18 protein-coding genes and 1 pseudogene are annotated in these 20,603 nt (G+C 27.9%); 3 read left to right on the forward strand and 16 right to left on the reverse strand.

Annotated features, from left to right (window positions below):
• Positions 1-63: 63 nt before the first annotated feature.
• Positions 64-327 (forward strand): 30S ribosomal protein S20, encoded by a 264-nt coding sequence (rpsT, locus tag Q1J60_RS08965; protein WP_164799787.1) that lies wholly within the window; start codon positions 64-66, stop codon positions 325-327.
• Positions 328-422: 95 nt separating this feature from the next.
• Here rpsT and holA read toward each other — a convergent pair whose 3' ends face one another.
• The 10 genes from holA to deoC form a co-directional block, all read right to left on the reverse strand.
• Complete coding sequence (gene holA, locus Q1J60_RS08970; protein ID WP_300261084.1) at positions 423-1,469, reverse strand: DNA polymerase III subunit delta; 1,047 nt, start codon at positions 1,467-1,469, stop codon at positions 423-425.
• 43 nt (positions 1,470-1,512) lie between these two features.
• A complete protein-coding gene (locus Q1J60_RS08975; protein ID WP_300261087.1) occupies positions 1,513-3,168 on the reverse strand; it encodes a ComEC/Rec2 family competence protein in 1,656 nt (551 codons plus the stop codon).
• Between the two features lie 51 nt (positions 3,169-3,219).
• Positions 3,220-3,585, reverse strand: a complete 366-nt coding sequence (gene spoVAE, locus Q1J60_RS08980) for a stage V sporulation protein AE (protein WP_300261089.1) — start codon at positions 3,583-3,585, stop codon at positions 3,220-3,222.
• A gap of 66 nt (positions 3,586-3,651) precedes the next feature.
• Positions 3,652-4,671: a stage V sporulation protein AD gene (spoVAD, locus tag Q1J60_RS08985; RefSeq protein ID WP_300261092.1), complete on the reverse strand. Its 1,020-nt coding sequence runs from the start codon at positions 4,669-4,671 to the stop codon at positions 3,652-3,654.
• 5 nt (positions 4,672-4,676) lie between these two features.
• Positions 4,677-5,144 carry a stage V sporulation protein AC gene (gene spoVAC, locus Q1J60_RS08990; RefSeq protein ID WP_300261094.1) on the reverse strand — a complete coding sequence of 156 codons (468 nt, stop codon included), beginning with the start codon at positions 5,142-5,144 and terminating at the stop codon, positions 4,677-4,679.
• A gap of 143 nt (positions 5,145-5,287) precedes the next feature.
• Positions 5,288-6,037 (reverse strand): RNA polymerase sporulation sigma factor SigF, encoded by a 750-nt coding sequence (sigF, locus tag Q1J60_RS08995; protein ID WP_300261097.1) that lies wholly within the window; start codon positions 6,035-6,037, stop codon positions 5,288-5,290.
• Positions 6,038-6,054: 17 nt separating this feature from the next.
• Complete coding sequence (gene spoIIAB, locus Q1J60_RS09000) at positions 6,055-6,477, reverse strand: anti-sigma F factor (RefSeq protein WP_300261100.1); 423 nt, start codon at positions 6,475-6,477, stop codon at positions 6,055-6,057.
• Between the two features lie 13 nt (positions 6,478-6,490).
• Positions 6,491-6,826, reverse strand: coding sequence for an anti-sigma F factor antagonist (gene spoIIAA, locus Q1J60_RS09005; protein ID WP_300261103.1), 336 nt, complete (start codon positions 6,824-6,826; stop codon positions 6,491-6,493).
• A gap of 133 nt (positions 6,827-6,959) precedes the next feature.
• Positions 6,960-9,245, reverse strand: a complete 2,286-nt coding sequence (locus tag Q1J60_RS09010; RefSeq protein ID WP_300261106.1) for an AAA family ATPase — start codon at positions 9,243-9,245, stop codon at positions 6,960-6,962.
• Between the two features lie 200 nt (positions 9,246-9,445).
• Positions 9,446-10,120, reverse strand: coding sequence for a deoxyribose-phosphate aldolase (deoC, locus tag Q1J60_RS09015; RefSeq protein WP_300261109.1), 675 nt, complete (start codon positions 10,118-10,120; stop codon positions 9,446-9,448).
• Positions 10,121-10,394: 274 nt separating this feature from the next.
• Here deoC and Q1J60_RS09020 point away from each other — a divergent pair, with 274 nt between their 5' ends.
• Complete coding sequence (locus tag Q1J60_RS09020; RefSeq protein ID WP_300261112.1) at positions 10,395-10,799, forward strand: hypothetical protein; 405 nt, start codon at positions 10,395-10,397, stop codon at positions 10,797-10,799.
• 89 nt (positions 10,800-10,888) lie between these two features.
• Here Q1J60_RS09020 and Q1J60_RS09025 read toward each other — a convergent pair whose 3' ends face one another.
• Entirely contained in the window at positions 10,889-13,438 is a 2,550-nt protein-coding gene (locus tag Q1J60_RS09025; protein ID WP_300261114.1) for a calcium-translocating P-type ATPase, PMCA-type, read from the reverse strand.
• 243 nt (positions 13,439-13,681) lie between these two features.
• Between Q1J60_RS09025 and Q1J60_RS09030 the strand changes: the two genes are divergently transcribed.
• On the forward strand, positions 13,682-15,331 hold the full coding sequence (locus Q1J60_RS09030; RefSeq protein WP_300261117.1) for a putative manganese-dependent inorganic diphosphatase: 1,650 nt from the start codon (positions 13,682-13,684) through the stop codon (positions 15,329-15,331).
• A gap of 48 nt (positions 15,332-15,379) precedes the next feature.
• Here Q1J60_RS09030 and Q1J60_RS09035 read toward each other — a convergent pair.
• From Q1J60_RS09035 to gadC, 5 genes and pseudogenes are all read right to left on the reverse strand, one after another.
• Positions 15,380-16,014: pseudogene (locus tag Q1J60_RS09035) on the reverse strand (HAD-IB family hydrolase).
• An 82-nt stretch (positions 16,015-16,096) separates the two neighbouring features.
• Entirely contained in the window at positions 16,097-16,471 is a 375-nt protein-coding gene (locus tag Q1J60_RS09040) for a DUF1292 domain-containing protein (protein ID WP_300261119.1), read from the reverse strand.
• A 207-nt stretch (positions 16,472-16,678) separates the two neighbouring features.
• Entirely contained in the window at positions 16,679-18,073 is a 1,395-nt protein-coding gene (gene gad, locus Q1J60_RS09045) for a glutamate decarboxylase (RefSeq protein WP_300261122.1), read from the reverse strand.
• A 529-nt stretch (positions 18,074-18,602) separates the two neighbouring features.
• Positions 18,603-18,767: a DUF2776 family protein gene (locus Q1J60_RS09050; RefSeq protein WP_300261125.1), complete on the reverse strand. Its 165-nt coding sequence runs from the start codon at positions 18,765-18,767 to the stop codon at positions 18,603-18,605.
• Positions 18,768-18,925: 158 nt separating this feature from the next.
• Complete coding sequence (gadC, locus tag Q1J60_RS09055; RefSeq protein WP_300261128.1) at positions 18,926-20,344, reverse strand: glutamate/gamma-aminobutyrate antiporter; 1,419 nt, start codon at positions 20,342-20,344, stop codon at positions 18,926-18,928.
• Between the last annotated feature and the right edge of the window lie 259 nt (positions 20,345-20,603).

Genomic DNA, 20,603 nt, shown 5'->3' on the forward strand with positions numbered 1-20,603 from the left:
AACTCGTACGCAGATTCCCCAAAACTGCAGATACGCTATAAAAGTTGAAGGGGGTGAACTAGAATGGCAAATATTAAATCAGCAAAGAAAAGAATAAAAGTTACTGAAAAGAAAACTTTAAGAAATAAGATGATTAAGTCAGCTCTTAAAACTGCTATAAAGAAGTTTGAAGTAGCTGTTGAAGCTAATAACAAAGCAGAAGCTACAACTTTATACGTTGAAGCTGCTAGAGCTTTAGATATGTCTGCTTCTAAAGGAGTAGTTCATAAAAACATGGCTGCTAGAAAGAAATCAAGATTAGCTGCTAAGTTAAACGCTATGGCTTAATTATATGGGTGTTAGAATTTCTAACACCATTTTCTTTTATTAGAAGTATTTCTTTAAGTAAAAAATCCAGATTAGATAATTCTAATCTGGATTTTTTATATTACAGTATTTACTATCATGAGTTCTAGCTCTGTTTTTTTATTTAAATTTGAATTACTCTTAAGTTTCTTTTCTGTATATAAACATAAATTAATACATTTATTAAGCTGTTTATTAGAAAACTTCTTACTCTGATTAATAAACTTTTCTATTACAAAGTCAGGTAAGTTCAATCTACTAGATTCTAAAAAATCTTTCTTTATTTCATCAATTCTATAATTTTCAGAAAGTCTTATTTTTACCCTATGCAGCTTTTGAAATTGCTCTCTAATTTGACTTAATATAAATATAGGATCTTGTCCTCTACCTACTAATTCATCCATTAAATCTATAGCTTGTTTTGCTCTTTTAATTGAAATAAGCTCAACTAAATCAAATATGTCGTCCTCATATCTAGGAGGAAGTAGTAAATCTATGTCTTTTCTAGTTATTTCTCTCTCTCCTACATAGTTTATTATTTTATCAACTTCTCTTTCTATAACATCAAAATTATTTTCTACTGAGTCACAAAAGTATCTTAATTCTATTTTTCCTATATTTTTATTATATCTTTGAAAAATCTTGCCTACTTTTTGTTGTAGTTTTGCTCCTTTTAACTTTTCAACAGAAACTATACAGCTACTTTTCTCAAGCTTTTTTAGTTTGCTTAATCTATTAACCCTATCTCTTTTATCTTTTAAAGTTGTATATGCTATTAAAACACAATGTTCTGGTGTATTTTGAAAATATTCTACACATTGCTTATATAATTTTTCAGTTTCTTTATCTTGTTTATCCCTAAATATATTAGTTCTATTTAAAACTACTACTTTTCTATCACTCATAAAAGGCAATGTTTCACAAGCATTCATAAAGTCATCAAAATTAAGATTATTACCATCTAGCCTAATTAAGTTTAAATCCTTAAATCCCTCATCTAATACATTATCAATTATATTTTCTATACCTTCTTTAATTAAAAGCTCATCTAATCCAACTAATATATAACTTTTTTCTATCTTTCCTTTTTTCAAATTTTCATATAAACCATCTAAATCTATCATTAAAATATCAACCTTTCAAATCCCAGCTACTTATTTACATAAGTTAAAGTATATACACACTTTTCTTTTGAATCAAATCAATTATATCATAATCGCTGTTCTCTGGCATTAAAGTTATCCTGTTAAAATTATCTTTTATGGATATTGAATATCTTTTTGTTAGTTCAAATTGAGACTCTTTTTTTATATGAATAAACTCATTAACATATTCCTTTTTCATTATAGATTTTTTAAAATAATCACTATCATTATTTACTAAAGCAATCTTCTTAAATCCAGATTCTATAACTATAGCCTTATTCCATTTATCCTCTACAACTCTAATTTTAGCTCCAAATACATATAAATTTAAAAGCAAAACAGGTATAACTAAATAAACTCCTATTTTAAACTTTTTAAACCCATTAATGCTCATGTAAACTGATAAAAACATAGTCATATAAGCAATTGCAAATACTGGGGATACATAAGGAGTAACCCATATTACCTTATCTAAAAAAACTAAAATTCCTCTAAATACTATCAATATTATATTTATTAAAAACACTATAATTCCAGTTAAATTTCCACCAATTAAAATAGAAATTAATAATATCTGTAATAATACTACTATTATTGGAGTTACTAAAAATGTTGATATTAAAAAGTTAATAGAAAATTTTCCAAAAGCAATTACCAAAATAGGATATATAAAAGCTTGTGCAGATAATCCTAAACTCAAATATTCATTTAACTTTGGTGGTAACATATAAAATCCATCTAATATTTTTTTATAGAATAAAATTATTCCTAATGTTCCACCAAAAGATAATAAAAATCCCATGTTAAAAAGGTTATATGGTTTATAAATAAGTAATATTATTGCTGCTAAAGATATAGAACTTAATGAATCATAGGTCTTAAATAGCCTTTTAGAAGACTTTAATAAAGTTATCATAATTAAAGCTCTTAATGCTGAACTAGATGCTCCAACTAAGATTACATAAATAGCACATATACTTAAGGCTATCTTAAAAGAAAACTTTTTATAAATTATTGAAAAAAGTAATGCTATATGAAATCCTGATATACATATTAAATGAATTACTCCCAAGTCTGCTAAAAAATCCTTTTGATCATAAGTTAAATTTTCTTTATCTCCCCATAAAACAGCATTTAAAAGTGCACTTTCAAAGGTTGAAAAATTTTCACTTAACTTTTCATAATACTTTTTTGGTATATTTTTTATTTTATATGTTAAATCTTTCTCTCTTTTTAATATGTTCTTTAAGAAAACCTGTCCAACATAACCTCTATCCAAATTGATATTTCTCTTGAATTTGCAAACTACATATATTTTTTCTCCATATTGAATTTCAATTCCACTTTGATTTCTTACTTCAACTATTCTTCCATCAATCTTCCCTAATATAACTTTATCTGTAACTTCTATTATTCTTATTTCTTGAACCCCTTCTTGTTGAAATTTGGGCTCATAATAAATTGTACAACTTAAAATAGCTATAAGGAAAAATATTATTCCTATGTTAAAGTTATCTATATCCAATAAAAAATAGCTTAACAAAATTAAAGGTACAACTAAGAAAGCTGTACCTATTAAGTTAAAACTACTAAAATAGTATGTTATAATTCCTAAAATAGTAAAAATACAAATTAATCCTAAAGGTCTATTTACAATAACTTTCTCAATTTTTTTCATAGAATCTCTCCTTCGAAAAAATTATTGACCTTTTATAGAAATTATAATCATTTATTTAGTTTTTGGATTAAATATTAATGCCATTATATAACCAAAGAAAATAGCCGCGGTTATTCCACCTGCTGCACCCTTTAATCCACCAGTAAAGGCTCCCATTAATCCTTGTTCATTTACTTCTTTTATAGTTGCTTTAGCTAAGGCATAACCAAAACCAGGTAATGGAACTGTAGCTCCAGCTCCACCTATTTTAACTAGCTTTTCATATATTCCTAAAGCTCCTAATATTGTTCCTATTGAAACAAATGCAACCAATATTTTAGCTGGTGTCAGTTTAGTTTTATCTATTAATATCTGTCCTATTACACAGATTGCACCACCCATTAAAAAAGCATTTATGTAATCTTGCAAAATTCTCATCTCCTCATTATTAAATTTCTATAGCAAAATATTAACACAATAGCCAACTTAAATATAATAATATTTCTAAATATATTCTATAGCTACAGCATGAGCTATTCCTGGTATGCTTTCTCCTTGTAAGGCAGATGTAGAACTTAATAAAGCTCCTGTGGAAACTAATAAAACTCTTTTTAACTTTTTCTCTTTTAACATTTTATATAAATATCCACAGGCTACAACAGCTGAGCATCCACATCCACTTCCACCTGCAAAAGTTCCTTGTTTTTCATTATCAAAAATCTTTTCCCCACAATCTATATAAACCTTACTAATATCATATCCATATTCCTTTAATAATTCCTCTGTTAATTTCTTTCCTACAGCTCCTAAGTCTCCAGTTGCTATTACATCATAATCTTCAGGTCTTCTTCCTGTATCAACAAAATGCTTATATATAGTATCTACAGCAGCTGGTGCCATAGCAGCTCCCATATTATCTGCATCCTTAATTCCATAGTCCTTAACAATTCCTGTAGTTACATAGGTTACATAAGGATAATCTCCTGACTTTCCTAAAAGCATAGCTCCAGAACCAGTTACAGTCCATTGAGAATACTCTTTTCTTTGACATCCATATTCTAAAGGAAATCTAAATTGTCTTTCTGCTGAACTAAAGTGAGAGGATGTGGAAGCAATTGCATACTTTGCAAAATCACCATCCATAATCATAGATGATAAACTTAATGATTCAGCCATAGTAGAACAAGCCCCATACACACCAAAAAAAGGAATTTTAAATTCTCTAGCAACAAAATTTGTTGATGTTAATTGATTTAATAAATCACCACTAAAAAGATAATCTATGTCCTCTTCTTTTATTTTTCCTTTTTTAATTACTCCCTCTATAGCAGTTATCATTAAGCTACTTTCAGCCTTTTCAAAGCTATCACAGCCATTACAGTCATCTTGCAATATTTTATCAAAATATTCTTTTAATGGCCCCTGTCCTTCTCTAGGCCCAACCACACTATATGTAGCTATTATTCTAGGCTTACTTTTTAATTCTATTGTTTGAGACCCTACTCTTTTTGTGTTATTACTCATTCTTATCACCCCACAATTCCAAATCTAAGTAATAAGTAATATATTATTCCAACTATTACAGAAGTTCCTGTACCATAAACTAAAACAGGACCTGCAATAGTAAACATTTTAGCACCTACTCCCATTACAAATCCTTCCTTTTTAAATTCTATAGCAGGTGACACCATGGCGTTTGAAAAACCAGTAATAGGAACTATAGTACCAGCTCCAGCCTTAGCAGCTATTCTATCATATAATCCAAGTCCTGTTAGAAGAGCACCTATAAAAATCATTGTCATAGGTGTCAAACTACTAACTTGGTCTTCTGTGAACCCATAGTATAGAAAAGTATTTCTAACAAATTGTCCTATTACACAAATTAATCCACCTACTATAAATGCCATTATACAATTTCTAAGAAGCTTTGGTTTTGGTCTTATTTGTTGTTCAAGTTCATTAAACTTAGTCCTTATTTTTTTGTCATTTTCATACATAGCTATATTAATCACCCTTTTCTATTAAAATATACTTATATTATTTGTTCTTATTTTTAATCTATACAAAAAAATGAGCATTATTTTATATGATTAAATTCACATAAAATAATGCTCCTAAAAAATTTCATTTATAATCAATCCTATTCTAATTTTTCTTTCATAATTTTTAGTACCTTTTTCTCTATTCTAGAAACCTGAACTTGACTTATACCAAGCATTTTAGCAACTTGAATTTGAGTTTTATCCTTAAAATATCTAAGAATTATAATTTGCTTACCTTTTGAATCTAAGGAGCTAATAGCTTGTTTTAAAGCTATTTTATTAACCATGTCATCATCTTCACCCTTCTCACTAAGTTTATCTATTAAGAGAACCGGCGTTCCTTCATCATGATGTATAGTATCATATAAATATTGCATACTACTTGCTGATTCTAAGGCCACTATTACCTCTTCCTTATCAACACCAGAATATTTAGCTAACTCATCTACAGTAGGATCTCGATTTAATTTTTTTATTAGTTCTTCCTTGTTGTAATGAAGCTTTTTAGCTAAAGTCTTAGTGCTTCTACTTACCTTTATTATTCCATCATCCCTTAAAAATCTCTTTATTTCTCCTATAATCATAGGCACAGCATAAGTAGAAAATTTAACGTTAAAGCTAGTATCAAAATTGTTTATAGCTTTAACTAATCCCATTGACCCAATCTGAAATATATCCTCATAGTCATACCCTCTGTTTGTAAATCTCTTGCATATTGAAGAAACTAAAGGAGTATTAACTTCTATAAGCTTATTCATTGCCTCTTTATTTCCTTCTTTAGCCATGACTATGAGCGCTGTATTTTTGTCATAATTAAAATTATCTTTCTCAATACTACTTATATCCATAGACTTTATTCACCTGCCTATGTATTCATTTTTTTCTTCATAATTATTTTTGTACCCTTATCCTTTTCACTATAAACTTCTAAAGAATCCATGAAAGTTTCCATAACAGTAAATCCCATACCTGATCTCTCCAATTCTGGTTTTGATGTATATAAGGGTTCTCTTGCTTCTTCTAAATTTTCTATCCCTATACCATTATCTTCTATAGCTATACTTATTTCATCTTCACAAATACTTGTCTCAATAGTAACTACTTTGCTCTCATCACATTCATATCCATGAATTATAGCATTCGTTACAGCCTCAGAAACAGCAGTCTTTATATCAGTTAATTCTTCAATAGTTGGATCTAATTGAGCAATAAAAGCTGATACACTCACTCTTGCAAATCCTTCATTTTCAGACTTAGCCAAAAACTCTAATCTCATTTTATTATCCATATCTATCCCTCCATTAACCCACTTTTAGAGCTTCATCCAAATTTTCGTAATACTTTATTATCTTAAATATTCCAGATAACTCAAAAACTCTTTTTATGCTTTTATTTACAGATATTATGTTAACTTCACCTGAACGCATACTTATCTTTTTATATCTTCCAATAATAACACCAATTCCTGAACTATCCATAAAAGTTACACCTGAGAAATCCAATACAAGCTTTCTTATATTTTCTCTACTAATTCTATCATCAATCTTTACTCTTACCTCTTCTGCACTATGATGATCTAACTCTCCAATTAAACTTACAACTAAAACATTTCCTATTTTATCAAAATCTAACCACATACAATCACTCTTATAGAGTTACACCTCCCACACTGTTTCTTTTCCATATTTTAACATATTTTAATTATTTATGTCAAATAATACTAAAATAAATTAAGCCCATAGAAACAAACTCTATAGGCTTATTAAGATATTAATTTTCCTTAAACTTTTTAATTTCTCCACTTATTTTTGTAGCTATATCTTCAAAAGACATAGTCTCACTTAGAAGCAACGTACTAAGAGCTTCATTTATATCTCTCATAATATATATCTTAAACTCTCCTTTTCTTACAGCTTCTTCTATTTCACTATTTAATATAAGTTCATCTTTATTGCTCTCTGGTATTAAAACAGCTTTTCCAATATAAGTACCAATTTTTTTGCATACATTGAAAAATCCTTCTATTTTTTCATTTACTCCACCTATTGGTTGCACCTGTCCAAATTGATTTAACGAACCAGTTACTGCAATACTTTGATCTACAGGTATTTTACTCAAAGAAGAAATCATAGCAATCACCTCTGCCACAGAAGCACTATCTCCTTCTATTTTTCCATAAAGCTGTTCAAAACTAAGTTGAAAATCCATAGGTAAAACTTCATAAGAGTTAAAGAAACTACTTAAAAATCCCCTTAGAATACTTAAAGATTTATTATGAATGTTTCCGCTTAAATTACTTTCTCTTTGTGCATCTATAATTTTTCCACTACCTTTATAACAAGTACAAGTTATTCTCATAGGCTTTCCAAAACTCATATACCCAAAATCTATGACAGATAATCCATTGACACTTCCAATAACTCTATCTTCTATATCTAAAATTATCTTCTTGTCTTCATACATTTCTAAATAATCTTTTTCTATTTCACTACATTGATTTACAACTGTCTCTATTGAATCCTTATCTATCAATAACTTATTATTATTTTTTGCCTCTTCATTTCCAAGAAGTAATAGCCTCTCTATTTCATCAATATCCCAAAATATTTTTTTTCTTGTTCCAGCTTTCCTTGCTAATTGTTTTCCAATAGCATTAACTCCAGATGTAGAAATTTTAAATAAATGATTATCTATTATAATTTTATTCACAAGATCTATTAAAGATTTTTTATTTTTATCTATTCCTATTAAGTTTGAAAATTCAGCTCTAATTCCAAATATTTTCTTGAAATCTTCATCATGATTATACAAAATATCATAACTTTCAAAATCTCCTATTAAAATTATCTTAACCTTAATAGGTATTGGCTCTGGATTTAAACCATTTAATGAAAGAACCTCTAAATATCTTCTATTAAAATCATAATTTATCTTTTCATTAAGTAATGATCTTCTCAAATAATAATAGCTATTTGCATTATTAACTAAAGAACTTAATCTAACTATTAGACATCCTTCATTTGCCTCAAGCAATGAACCTGATTTTATAAGTTTTACATCAGTTGAATACACACCATTATGATTTTCATACTCTATTGTTCCTAAAAGATTATTTAAGCTTGGATCTTCTTCAAAAATAACCTTAGGTGCCTCTTGTCCCTTACTATTTTTTATGATATTACAAACATATTTTGAAATAATCTCATTTATCTTTTCTTCATCATCATCAAAGTTAATTGTATAATTATCAATTAACAAATTCTCTAAGCTTTTACAAACATCTATAAAATAATTATAAGCTTCATTCTCCTCTTTAAAAGTATTCTTTATTTTTTCTTTAACACTGGCTGATTCATTCTCTAAATAGGTTCTAAGTATATCCTTTAATTTTTCAATAGAATCTAACTCTATATTTTTCAATTCTTCAAGAACATCCTCAGCCCCCTCTTTTAACTTGTCAGCCTTTACAGAAATATCTCCTTTTCTATTCTCTTCTAAATCATCAAACTCCTCTTCTGTCATAGCTTCCCCATCTACCAAAGGAATAAATGCAAATCCTGAAGAAGTAGCTTTTAAATCAAATCCCTCTTCCTTTGCACTTTTTATCAAATCATCTATATAATAATTCCTCTTTTTTTGTATATCATTTATAATTTCTTCCTTTTCTTTATTTATTGAAGAATTGTAAAAAGCATATATTTCATCGTAATAAAAAGATTTTAGATATTCTAAAGTTTCCTCTAATTTTTCTCCCATTCCATTTTCCAAAAATAAAACCTTAGGAACTCTAACATCTTCTAATGTAACATAACATATGTCCTTAGGCTTACCTCTACTTTTCATTTTATCTTTTAGATGAACCATTATATCTTTAAGCTTTTGTTTTGAAAATTCATCAATTAAGTAAACATTAAATCCTTCTTTATTTATGCTTAATGCTTCATCAATTTTCTTAAAAACCCCTTCATATTCATTACCATAGGATTTCTTCTCAGATATCCCACTAGTAAAATCTTCATTATAAATTACTTCTTTTGGAGTTAACTCTCTTCTCATAAAAATTCACTCATAAAACTAATATTAGCTTTAATAGAGTAACCTCCTCTTTATAAGTACTTTATTATATTAATATTCTCTAACTTTAAAATTAACCATCATTTTCTATTTTTTATTTGTTTTTTTCTTCGACAAAAAAGCCTATAGAAAAACTTTCTATAGGCTCTACTAAGTAAATATGGTATTTAATTAGTTATATATTAATATGCTGAATCTGAAATTTTACCTTCACATATATCTATTGAAGATGATGCTCCTATTCTATTAGCACCATTTTTAATTACAGCCTCAGCATCTGCTATTGATCTTACTCCACCAGCTGCTTTAACTCCCATTTCTGGTCCTACAGTTTCTCTCATTAATTTAATATCTTCTGGAGTTGCTCCACCTGTTGAGAATCCAGTTGATGTTTTAACGAAATCTGCTCCTGCCTTTTTAGCTAATTCACAAGCTTTAACTTTTTCTTCATCAGTTAAAAGACAAGCTTCTATTATAACTTTTGTAAGCGCTTTCTTATCAGCTGCATCTACAACAGCTTTTATATCTTTCTCTACATATTCATAATCTTTATCTTTTAATCTTCCTATGTTTATAACCATATCAATTTCATCTGCACCTTTTGCTATTGCATCTTTAGTTTCAAAAGCTTTAACTTCCATAGTGTTTGCTCCTAAAGGGAAACCTACTACTGTACAAACCTTTACTTCACTTCCTTTTAAAAGTTCAGCTGCTAATTCTATATTAGTAGGATTTATACAAACTGATGCAAAATTGTATTCTAATGCTTCTTTACAAAGCTTTTCTATTGATGCTCTATCAGCTTCTGGTTTTAATATAGTGTGGTCTATCATTCTTGCTAATTGTTGTTTATCCATTATAATTCCTCCTAAGATAACATTTTCATTACATATTTAATTATAGAATATAAATCTAAATAAGTCTATAATTTAACTCTTTACATTAACATAAATTTAATAATATATATTAAATAATATTTATATAAAATTCTTATTCTATGGGATTTAGGACATTATCAAAGTATTTTAATATATTTAATATTATGTTATAATACTATCTATCATAAAACATATAATATATATTTATAGGAATAATAAATGTAAATTCGTCAACTTAAAAGGAGTTATAATCATGGGTTTCAAAGAAAAACTATCCAAATATTACACTGATTCTTATCTTGAAAAATACGGAGATAGAATGGCTCAATTTCAAGGAAGCGTAATTTCTGAAAAAGTCGAAGAAAAAACCATTCTTTGGATATTCCACAAATTAGTTGTTACTTTAATAGTTAAACCTGAAAGAAGTAAACAAATAATAAAATGCGTATATAAGAAGAATCGTTGGTTTAAAAAACCTACTTTCATAAGTGTGAAAAAAGGAAATAATGTTATAGTTCAAGGACTTAAATCAAATAAGGAAAATGAAAAGGAGTATATTGCTCTAAATAACATACTTAACTTAACTACTAAACAAGATTTAGTACCTGTTGACCATTCACAATTAAAGAAAGCTAGACAACAGTTTAAACAAAGATAAAAAGCTGTATATAAATACAGCTTTTTTTCTTTATATAACACTTTTAATTTTATTCTATTTATATTTATAAATTATATTCTTTATTAAAATTATCTCTTTACTTTTATAAATAAATATAAACTATTTATAAAGAATATTATTGTTGAGAAGAATAAAACTATTAACCAATGATTTATACCTAATACTGTAGTATGGAATATTCTGCTAAAGAAAGGAATGTAAATAATACTTAATAACATAAGTATAGATATTGCTACTGCACCTACTAAATACATGTTAGTAAATAACTTTATTTCAAAAATTGAATGTCTTTCTGACCTACATTCAAAAACATGCAATAATTGAGACATAACTAATGTTGATAAAGCCATGGTTCTGCATGTATTTAAATCCATTCCATATAATCCACCAACAATAAAGGTTAGTAATGTACATATTCCAATTAAACATCCTCTCACTAAAATCTTCTCAGTAAGTCCTCTAGCAAATATCCCTTCTTTCTTACTTCTAGGCTGTTGATTCATTATATCTTTATCAGCGGGATCTACGCCTAAAGCTATAGCTGGTAATCCATCTGTAGCTAAATTTACAAAAAGTATTTGTATAGGTAACATAGGCGTTGGAAGATAGAATATTGTAGCTAGAAACATTGTTAAAACCTCTCCTAAATTACATGATAATAAATATCTTATGAATTTTCTTATATTATCATATATTATTCTTCCCTCTTCTACTGCAGATACTATAGTTTCAAAGTTATCATCCATTAAAATCATTGAAGAAGCTTCCTTTGTAACATCAGTACCAGAAATACCCATAGCGACTCCTATGTCAGCTTCTTTTATGGCTGGAGCATCATTTACTCCATCTCCTGTCATAGCAACTATATTTCCATTTTGCTTAAATGCCTTAACTATTCTCAACTTATGATTAGGAGTAACCCTAGCAAATATTCTTAGCTTATTAACTCTCTTTTTAAGCTCTTTATCATCTAATTTATCTAATTCTTCTCCAGTTATTACTTGATCTTGAGACTTAGCAATATTCAAATCTTTTCCTATGGCAAAAGCAGTATTTTTATGATCACCAGTTATCATTACAGGAGTTATTCCTGCTAATCTACATTTTATTACTGAGTCTTTAACCTCTGGCCTAGGTGGATCTATTATCCCTGCAATTCCAAGAAATATAAGTTCATTTTCAAGACTTTCACTTTTTGTTAAATTTTCTACTCTATATGCTCCCGCTATACACCTTAACGCTCTATTACTCATATTCTCAACAACATTTAATATTTGTTGTTTCTTCTGAGAAGTTAATAATTTAACTCTTCCTTCCTCATGTATATATCTACATTTATTTATAAGTCTTTCTGGAGCTCCTTTTACATAACAAGTTTCTCTTCCATTCTCCTTAACTATAACTGACATCATCTTTCTACTTGAATCAAAAGGTATATCAAAAACTCTATTTACGTTAGATACTGTATTTTTTAATAAATCTACATTATTAAAATATGCCTTTATTAAAGCTGTCTCTGTAGGGTCACCATTTAATACCTCATCTAATTTATCCTTTGAAAAGTCATAGTTACAATCATTACAATGAACAAAAGCTTTCATTAAAATAGGTGAATTTGGTATTTTATCCTCACCTATTCTATAATGTTTTCCATCTACAAAAAATTCTTTAACAGTCATCTTATTTTGAGTTAATGTACCAGTCTTATCACTACATATAACTGAAGTACATCCTAATGTTTCAACAGCTGGCAATTTCTTTACTAATGCATTTCTTTTTAGCATTCTAGAAACTCCTAAAGCTAAGGAAACTGTTACTATAGCAGCCAATCCTTCTGGTATAGCTGCTACAGCTAAACTAACCCCTAGTAAGAACATCTCAGTTAAATCATTTCCTCTTATAATACCTAATATAGTTACTAAAGCACATATAGCTAAACATAGTATCAACAAAATTTTTCCTAATCCATCTAATCTCTCTTTAAGAGGAGATTTTTCCTCTTCTATGTCTTGTAACATGTCTGCTATAGATCCCATTTTTGTACTCATACCTATAGCTGTTACTCTAAATCTTCCTTTACCTTTTAATACTTTAGTTCCCATACAAATTAATGAAGCTTCTTTAGAATTATTTGTTTTGTTGACTCCAACTGATTCTCCAGTAAGTAATGATTCATCAACCATAAAATTTGTGCACTCAAATATTTCTCCATCAGCAGGTACTCTATCTCCAGCCTCTAATATTACAACATCCCCTATAGTTAATTCATTAGCATTAATTACTTTAATATTTCCATCTCTTAATACCTTACAAGTAGGTGCTGCTAAGGATTTCAAAGCATCTAAAGATTTTTCAGTCTTAAATTCTTGCACAAACCCTAAAATTCCGTTTATTACAATAATAACAAATATAGTAATAGCATCTGCGACATCTCCCATAAGTCCCGATATAATAGTAGCTCCAATTAAAACCCATATTATAAAATCATTGAATTGTTGTAATAATATTTTTATAGCAGATACCTTTTTCTTTTCTGTTATTTCATTTAATCCAAATTTCTCTATTCGTTTTTTAGCTTCTTGAGTTGTTAACCCTCTAAAGAGTTCTTTCTCATGCATAACTTCTTGTTCCTCCTTCTTTTCCTAGCAATCTATTGTAATATATGTTTAAATAGCTTGTTTTTAGAACTAAAAAATTTCTTATGTAACACCCTATATTAAGAATAATTCTTAAATTTTATCTCATAGAAAATTCTCTTAAACTGTGATAAAATGAGTGTTGTTAAACTTTACTTTTTATAATTTAGGAATTAAAATATATTCATGAATCAAAAAATTCGAATAACAAAGGAGGCAACCTAAATGAAGGACGTTATATACATTACAGGACATAGAAATCCTGATTCTGATTCAATATGTGCTGCCTTAGCATATGCTGAATTCAAAAATAGAACTCAAGACACTCCTGCTATACCAGTTAGATTAGGAAATGTTAACCAAGAAACTCAATACATACTTGATTATTTTGGTGTAGAAGCACCTCAATTTTTAGAAACAGTTAAACTAAAAGTTGAAGATTTAGAAATGGATAAAATAGCTCCATTAGCTCCAGAAGTTTCATTAAAAATGGCTTGGAATATAATGAGAGATAAAAACTTAAAATCAATCCCTGTTGCTGATGGAAATAACCATTTAGTTGGAATGTTATCAACATCAAACATAACTGCAACATACATGGATATTTGGGATAGCAATATTCTTGCTAAAAGTGCTACTTCATTAGATAACATATTAGATACATTATCTGCTGAAGCTCAAAACGTAAATGAAGAAATAAAAATATTTCCTGGAAAAGTTGTAGTTGCTGCTATGCAAGCTGAATCTTTAAAAGAATTCATAAGCGAAGGTGACATAGCTATAGCTGGAGATAGAACTGAAATACAAGCTGAATTAATAGAATTAAAAGTTTCTTTATTAATAGTAACAGGTGGACATACACCTTCTAAAGAAATAATAGACCTTGCTAAGAAAAACAATATAACAGTTATTACAACTCCTTATGATTCATTCACTGCATCAAGACTAATCGTTCAAAGTTTACCAGTAAACTATGTTATGACTAAAGATAACTTAGTATCTGTGTCTACTGATGATTTAGTTGAAGATGCAAAAGTAACAATGAGTGAAACTAGATACAGTAACTATCCTGTAATAGATGGAAATAACAAAGTAATTGGTTCAATAGCAAGATTCCACTTAATTTCTAATCATAAGAAAAAAGTTATTCAAGTTGACCATAATGAAAGAGGTCAATCAGTACATGGTTTAGAAGATGCTGAAATATTAGAGATTATAGACCATCATAGAGTTGCAGATATACAAACTGGTAACCCTATATACTTCAGAAATGAACCTCTTGGAAGTACTTCAACAATAGTTGCTAAGAGATTCTTCGAAAATGGTATAAAACCATCAAAAGAAGCTGCTGGACTTTTATGTGGAGCTATAATTTCAGATACATTATTATTCAAATCACCAACTTGTACTCCACAAGACGTGAAAATGTGCAGAAAACTTGCTGAAATAGCAGGAATAGTTCCTGAAACATTTGCTAAAGAAATGTTTAAGGCTGGTACTTCATTAAAAGGAAAGTCTATTGAAGAAATATTCAATGCTGACTTCAAACCTTTCACAATTGAAGGAGTTAAAGTAGGTGTTGCTCAAGTTAACACAATGGACATAGAAGGATTCATGCCTTTAAAAGATGAAATGTTAGCTTACATGAATCAAAAAGCTGAATCAATGGGATTAGAAATGATTATGTTATTACTTACTGACATAATAAATGAAGGTTCACAAATATTAGTGGCTGGAAGAAGTCCTGAAATAGCTGAAGAAGCTTTCAAAGTTAAATTAGAAGATTCAACTACTTTCTTACCTGGAGTTCTTTCAAGAAAGAAACAAGTTGTACCACCATTAACTCAAATAATCACAACAAGAGTTAGTAAATAATTTTAATTAAAATAAAAGCAATCTCTAAATAGAGATTGCTTTTTATTTTCAATTTAAAATCTTATAATTATCATTATTTTTCTTATAATTTATTAAGTAGGCATTTCCTACTAGATCTAATAAAGGTTTATCTGAAAGCGAATCTGAAAACATATATGAATTTTTATAATCTACCTTTATATCATGTTTTTTTAGATATTTATTAAGTCGTCTAACCTTTTCTTCTCCTTTACAGTTCTCTCCTATTATCTTTCTTTCAAACTTTCATCCATTAAATGAGAACCTTGTTCCTATTATAACATCCACTTCTTTTATATTATAAAGCTCATTTAAATAAAACTCTGGCGAAGCTGATATTAAGTAAATTTTATACCCTTCTGATTTTAACTTTTTAATCATATCAATAGAATCTTTATAAATTATTTTACTCAGAACCTCATCATAATATTTTTTGACAATTATTTTTAAATCAGTTTCTTCTATTCCATCTATAAATTTAAGAAATGATTGCTTAACTTTTTTTAATCATAAAACTTTAATCCATACATAAGTCCTGAAAAAGCAGCCCTTGGTAAGAATTTTAAGTTTTTCTTATTTTCTTTTATTAAAAATTTAAATAACTGTAGTAAAGTTTCCTTACTAGTTAAAGTAAAATCAACATCAAATATAGCTAATTTTTCCATATAATTCTCCACATTTCAAGTAAATTTATAAAAAGTATTATAAACTAAATAAAAGATGATGTAAAACATCATCTTTTATTTATTATTCAGCTACATTTTCTTCGTAGAATTTAACAACTTCATCAAACTCTTCTTCTGAAGGAAGAACTAATTCTCCTTCTTCACCTTGAGATTTGAATAGATAAACTGATTCATCAGGATGTTGTACTAAAACATACTCTTCATCTTTATATTCAAAAGCATCAATAACATCACAAGTTATTGTGTTTCCTTCTTCATCTTCTAAATCTACAACGAAATGTTCTAAATGCTCATCTCCACATCCGCATCCTTCATGATGGTCATGTCCATGATTGTGACCGTGTCCACCACATCCACATCCTTCATGCTTTTCTTCTTTTTCGCTTCCGCAACTGCAGTTACCTCCACAGCATTTGTTTAAATCTTTATCTGACATAATCTTTCCTCCCTTGTGGAAAATTTACTTTATATTAATTGTAACCTTAAATACAAAATAATAAAAGCATTTTCTTCATAATATTTAATTATATTCTTAACATAATATAATATTATAATCAATAAAAAATAATATTTCTAGTAGTTATAACTTATAAAAAACTCTCCTTAAAGTAAATATTTTAAGGAGAGTTTCTTTTATTATATACTAGTGAGTAAATCCTTGTACTCCTGCTTTAGCTTTTTGATTTAAAATTCTTGCATTATTTAAATCTTCTATAGCTGCCTTTAAATCTCTTAAGTATAATTCAGCTAAGTTATGGCTAAAGTCAGCACGACAAACAACTCTTTGAATTATTGTATCTTGTAAGTTTTCTGGTAATGGATAAGCTGGCACTTGCCATCCTTTCATTAATAATCTATCTGCTAAATCATATAATGTCCAATCAACATCTACATCTTCTTTTAATTTATAACAAACTATTGGTAAATTTTCACCATTGTTGTATATTTCAAATAATCCAGTTTTTTCAAGTTCAGATGATAGATACATAGCAACATCTTTTGTTCTTTGATGAATTTGTCTATATCCTTCAAATCCATATCTTAAGAAGTTATAATATTGACCTATAATTTGGCTAGCTGATCTTGAGAAGTTAATTGCCATTGTTGGTATTTTTCCTCCTAAATAGCTTACGTCAAATACTAGTTCTTGAGGTAAGTATTCTTTATCTCTCCATAATACCCAACCTATTCCAGGATAAACCAATCCATATTTATGACCTGATGTACTTATTGAAACAACGTTTTTAAGTCTGAAATCCCATTCTAATTCTGGCTCTATAAATGGAGCAAACATACCACCTGAAGCAGCATCTATGTGCATTGGAACTGTTAATTTTGCTGTTTTATTATACTCTTCAAGTTTTTTATCTAAAGCTTTAATATCATCATATTTCCCAGTATATGTAATTCCTAATATTCCAACTACACCAATTGTATAATCATCAACATAATCTAAAACTTTATCTACATTTATGCTCATATGTTCTTCGTCCATTGGAACTAGTCTCATTTCTATATCCCAATACACACAGAATTTTTCCCAACATACTTGATATCCTGAAGAAATTACTAAGTTTGGTTTTCTTGATGTAACATCCATACCTAAAGCTTTAGCTCTATTTCTCCATCTAAATTTCATAGCCATACCACCAAGCATACAAGCTTCTGATGATCCAACTGTTGAAGTTCCCATAAAACTTTCATCTTTTGGTGCATGCCATAAATCTGCTAATATATTTACACAACGATTTTCTAAATCAGTTGTTTGAGGATATTCTGATTTATCTATAGCATTTTTTTCTAATGTCTCTGACATTAATTTTACTGCTTCATCATCCATATAAGTTTGACAGAAAGTACATAAATTTTGACGTGCATTACCTTCATCTAGTAAATCATCTTTAATTAATCTATATGCAACCTGTGGTGCAATTGATTTTTTAGCTAATTCATACTTAGGAATAGATTCATTACTCTCCACAGTACCAAATATTGGTGTTTCAAATTCACTACCTAATTCATTTTTTCCAAAAAGCATTTTAAAAACCTCCTAATTTAGCTAAAAATCACTCTTAATCTCTTAATAACTTTAAAGAAATTAAGAGTAATTTTTAGTAATATAAATCATTTTATTTGTGTTTCTCAATGACTACTTCATCAAGTTATTTATATAATACACCTTTTATTGTAATATTTAAATTCGCCAATTAGTTACATTTTGTTAATATTTTATTGTTTATTTATTAACATTTGTTTTTCCTCTTTAATCCTCTTAATTCCTTTAAATTTCTCGATTTTTCTCTATAAAATATTTAAAATCGGTTTTTGTTAATAATATATCAAAATAAATCTAATAATTTTTATTATTTTTTTGTAAATAAACTTATTATTTCATATTTTAATAAAATAATACATATATAAAAGATATTAGTTAAATATATACTTATAAAAAGATATTTTAAAGTTTATATTTTATTAAACATTAAAAATATGCCATATTAACTAGTTCATCTTCTAATAAGAATAAACAAGCTAATACTGTAATAATAGGTATTAAAAGATTTCTCTTAGTTTATACTTCCTAATATAATAACTAATATTAACACTTTCCAACACTCTTTATTAGTAAAAGTAGTTAGTATTTGTCTACAAACACTAACTACTAATGATATTAATCTTCCACAAACTAAAGATATACCTAAAATTGCAAATCCAGCTACTAAACTAGGCACTTTATCTGTGCTTCTTATTTCACCTTCTTTTAAATTTTTACTATTACTAGTTATAGTAATATAATTAAGATTTCAGAATTTCAAATTATTTTTCTATAAAATATTTGAAGTAGCCTATAACTATAGACTACTTCAGATTTAAATCTAATTTATTCTTATTATTTATTCCATTTACCATGTAAAGCATAAATTATAAATGGGATTAAAACTGTTACTATAAAACTTATAGATAATATAGTTAAATATTCTGATACACTATTTCCTGTTAATTGTGATGGTGGTACAAATGAAATAGCTAAAGCAAATACTGATACAATAAAACCAACTATTGCTACTATCATCTTAAATGTTTTTCCACCTGGTACATGATATGCGCGTTTTAAATCTTCATGTTTTAATATTAAAATAATATATCCTATAAAGAATAATAAATAACCAACTAAGTATATAACAACTGTTAATGATATAGCAGTAAGGAATGAAACATTATTTCCACCGCCACCGAATGTTAAAACAGCTGCCCATATAGTAACTACTAAACCTTGAACTAATACTAATGGAACTGGTACTTGATGTTTATTTACTTCAGTTAATTTCTTAGGTAATAATCCTTTTTTAGCAGCTGCATACATACCTTCTGAAGGACCAACAACCCATGAACTTACTTCTGCCATAACCCCTAAAGCTAATAATAGTGCTACCACTCTTGTTATCCAATCAAAACTTTTACCTAAGTTTACAACTACTAATTGGTGGAATGTTTGAACAACACCAGCACTTAGATTTAATTGATCGGTTGGTATAACTGCTGCTACTGTTAAACCTCCTACTGTATTAAGAACTATTGCTAATATAACAAGTATAAACATAGCTAATGGATAATTTCTACTTGCATTTTCTAATTTATTAACATGTGATGCTGATGCTTCAACTCCCATATATGCCAAAATAAATGATACAAATACAACTAATGTATTTACTTTTGTGAAATCAGGTATAAGAGCATGCATACTTAAATCAACATGTACTGGATTACCTTTTGCTATATACATTATACCTAATATAAATAATATAATTGCTGGAACTACAACACCGAAAACGAATCCTGCTTTAGCTATTTTAGCTGTATTTTTAGTTCCTCCAAATTGTGAGAAAGTTAATCCCCAGAATATTACTAAAACTCCTATAAATTTTATTAATGGATCACTATTTAATGCTGGCCAATTTAGTACGTAAGATAAAGCTCCTAGTATAAAATAAATCATTGTAACAAATCCAACTGTTATTTGAAACCATTGGAAGAAGATTGCTGCGAATCCCCATCTTTCACCTAAAGTATTACCTACCCAAGCAAAAATACCTCCTTCTTCCCATCCATCTACAGTTGCCATTTCCGCCGCACATAATGCAACTGGTAAAAACCATAGAAGTCCGCCTACAATTAAGAAAAATACTAAATTAAATCCTGATGTTGCAAATGTAGGATATTCATATACTGTCATTACCATTGATGCTGTCATAGCAAAAAATCCAAACAAAGTAAGTGTTTTTACATTTGCACTTGATTTACTTGACATAATAAACGCCTCCTCTATTATTATTTAAATCACCAACTATTATCTAAGACAAAAATTTATTATGCTCTAAATATTTGTCTTGAATAATAACTACCAACTATATTTTATATAATAACCCTTGTTAACAATTTATTCAAAACTTTCATTCTTTCATTTGTCTCCATTAATTATTAAATTTTGTAATTAATAAGCATTTTCTTGAAATTATTTCTATTTTCTTTTATTTTCTTAATTTTTAATTTAATGTCATTAATCTTAT

It is taken from the genome of Clostridium sp. (assembly GCF_029258205.1).
Lineage (GTDB): Bacteria > Bacillota > Clostridia > Clostridiales > Clostridiaceae > Sarcina.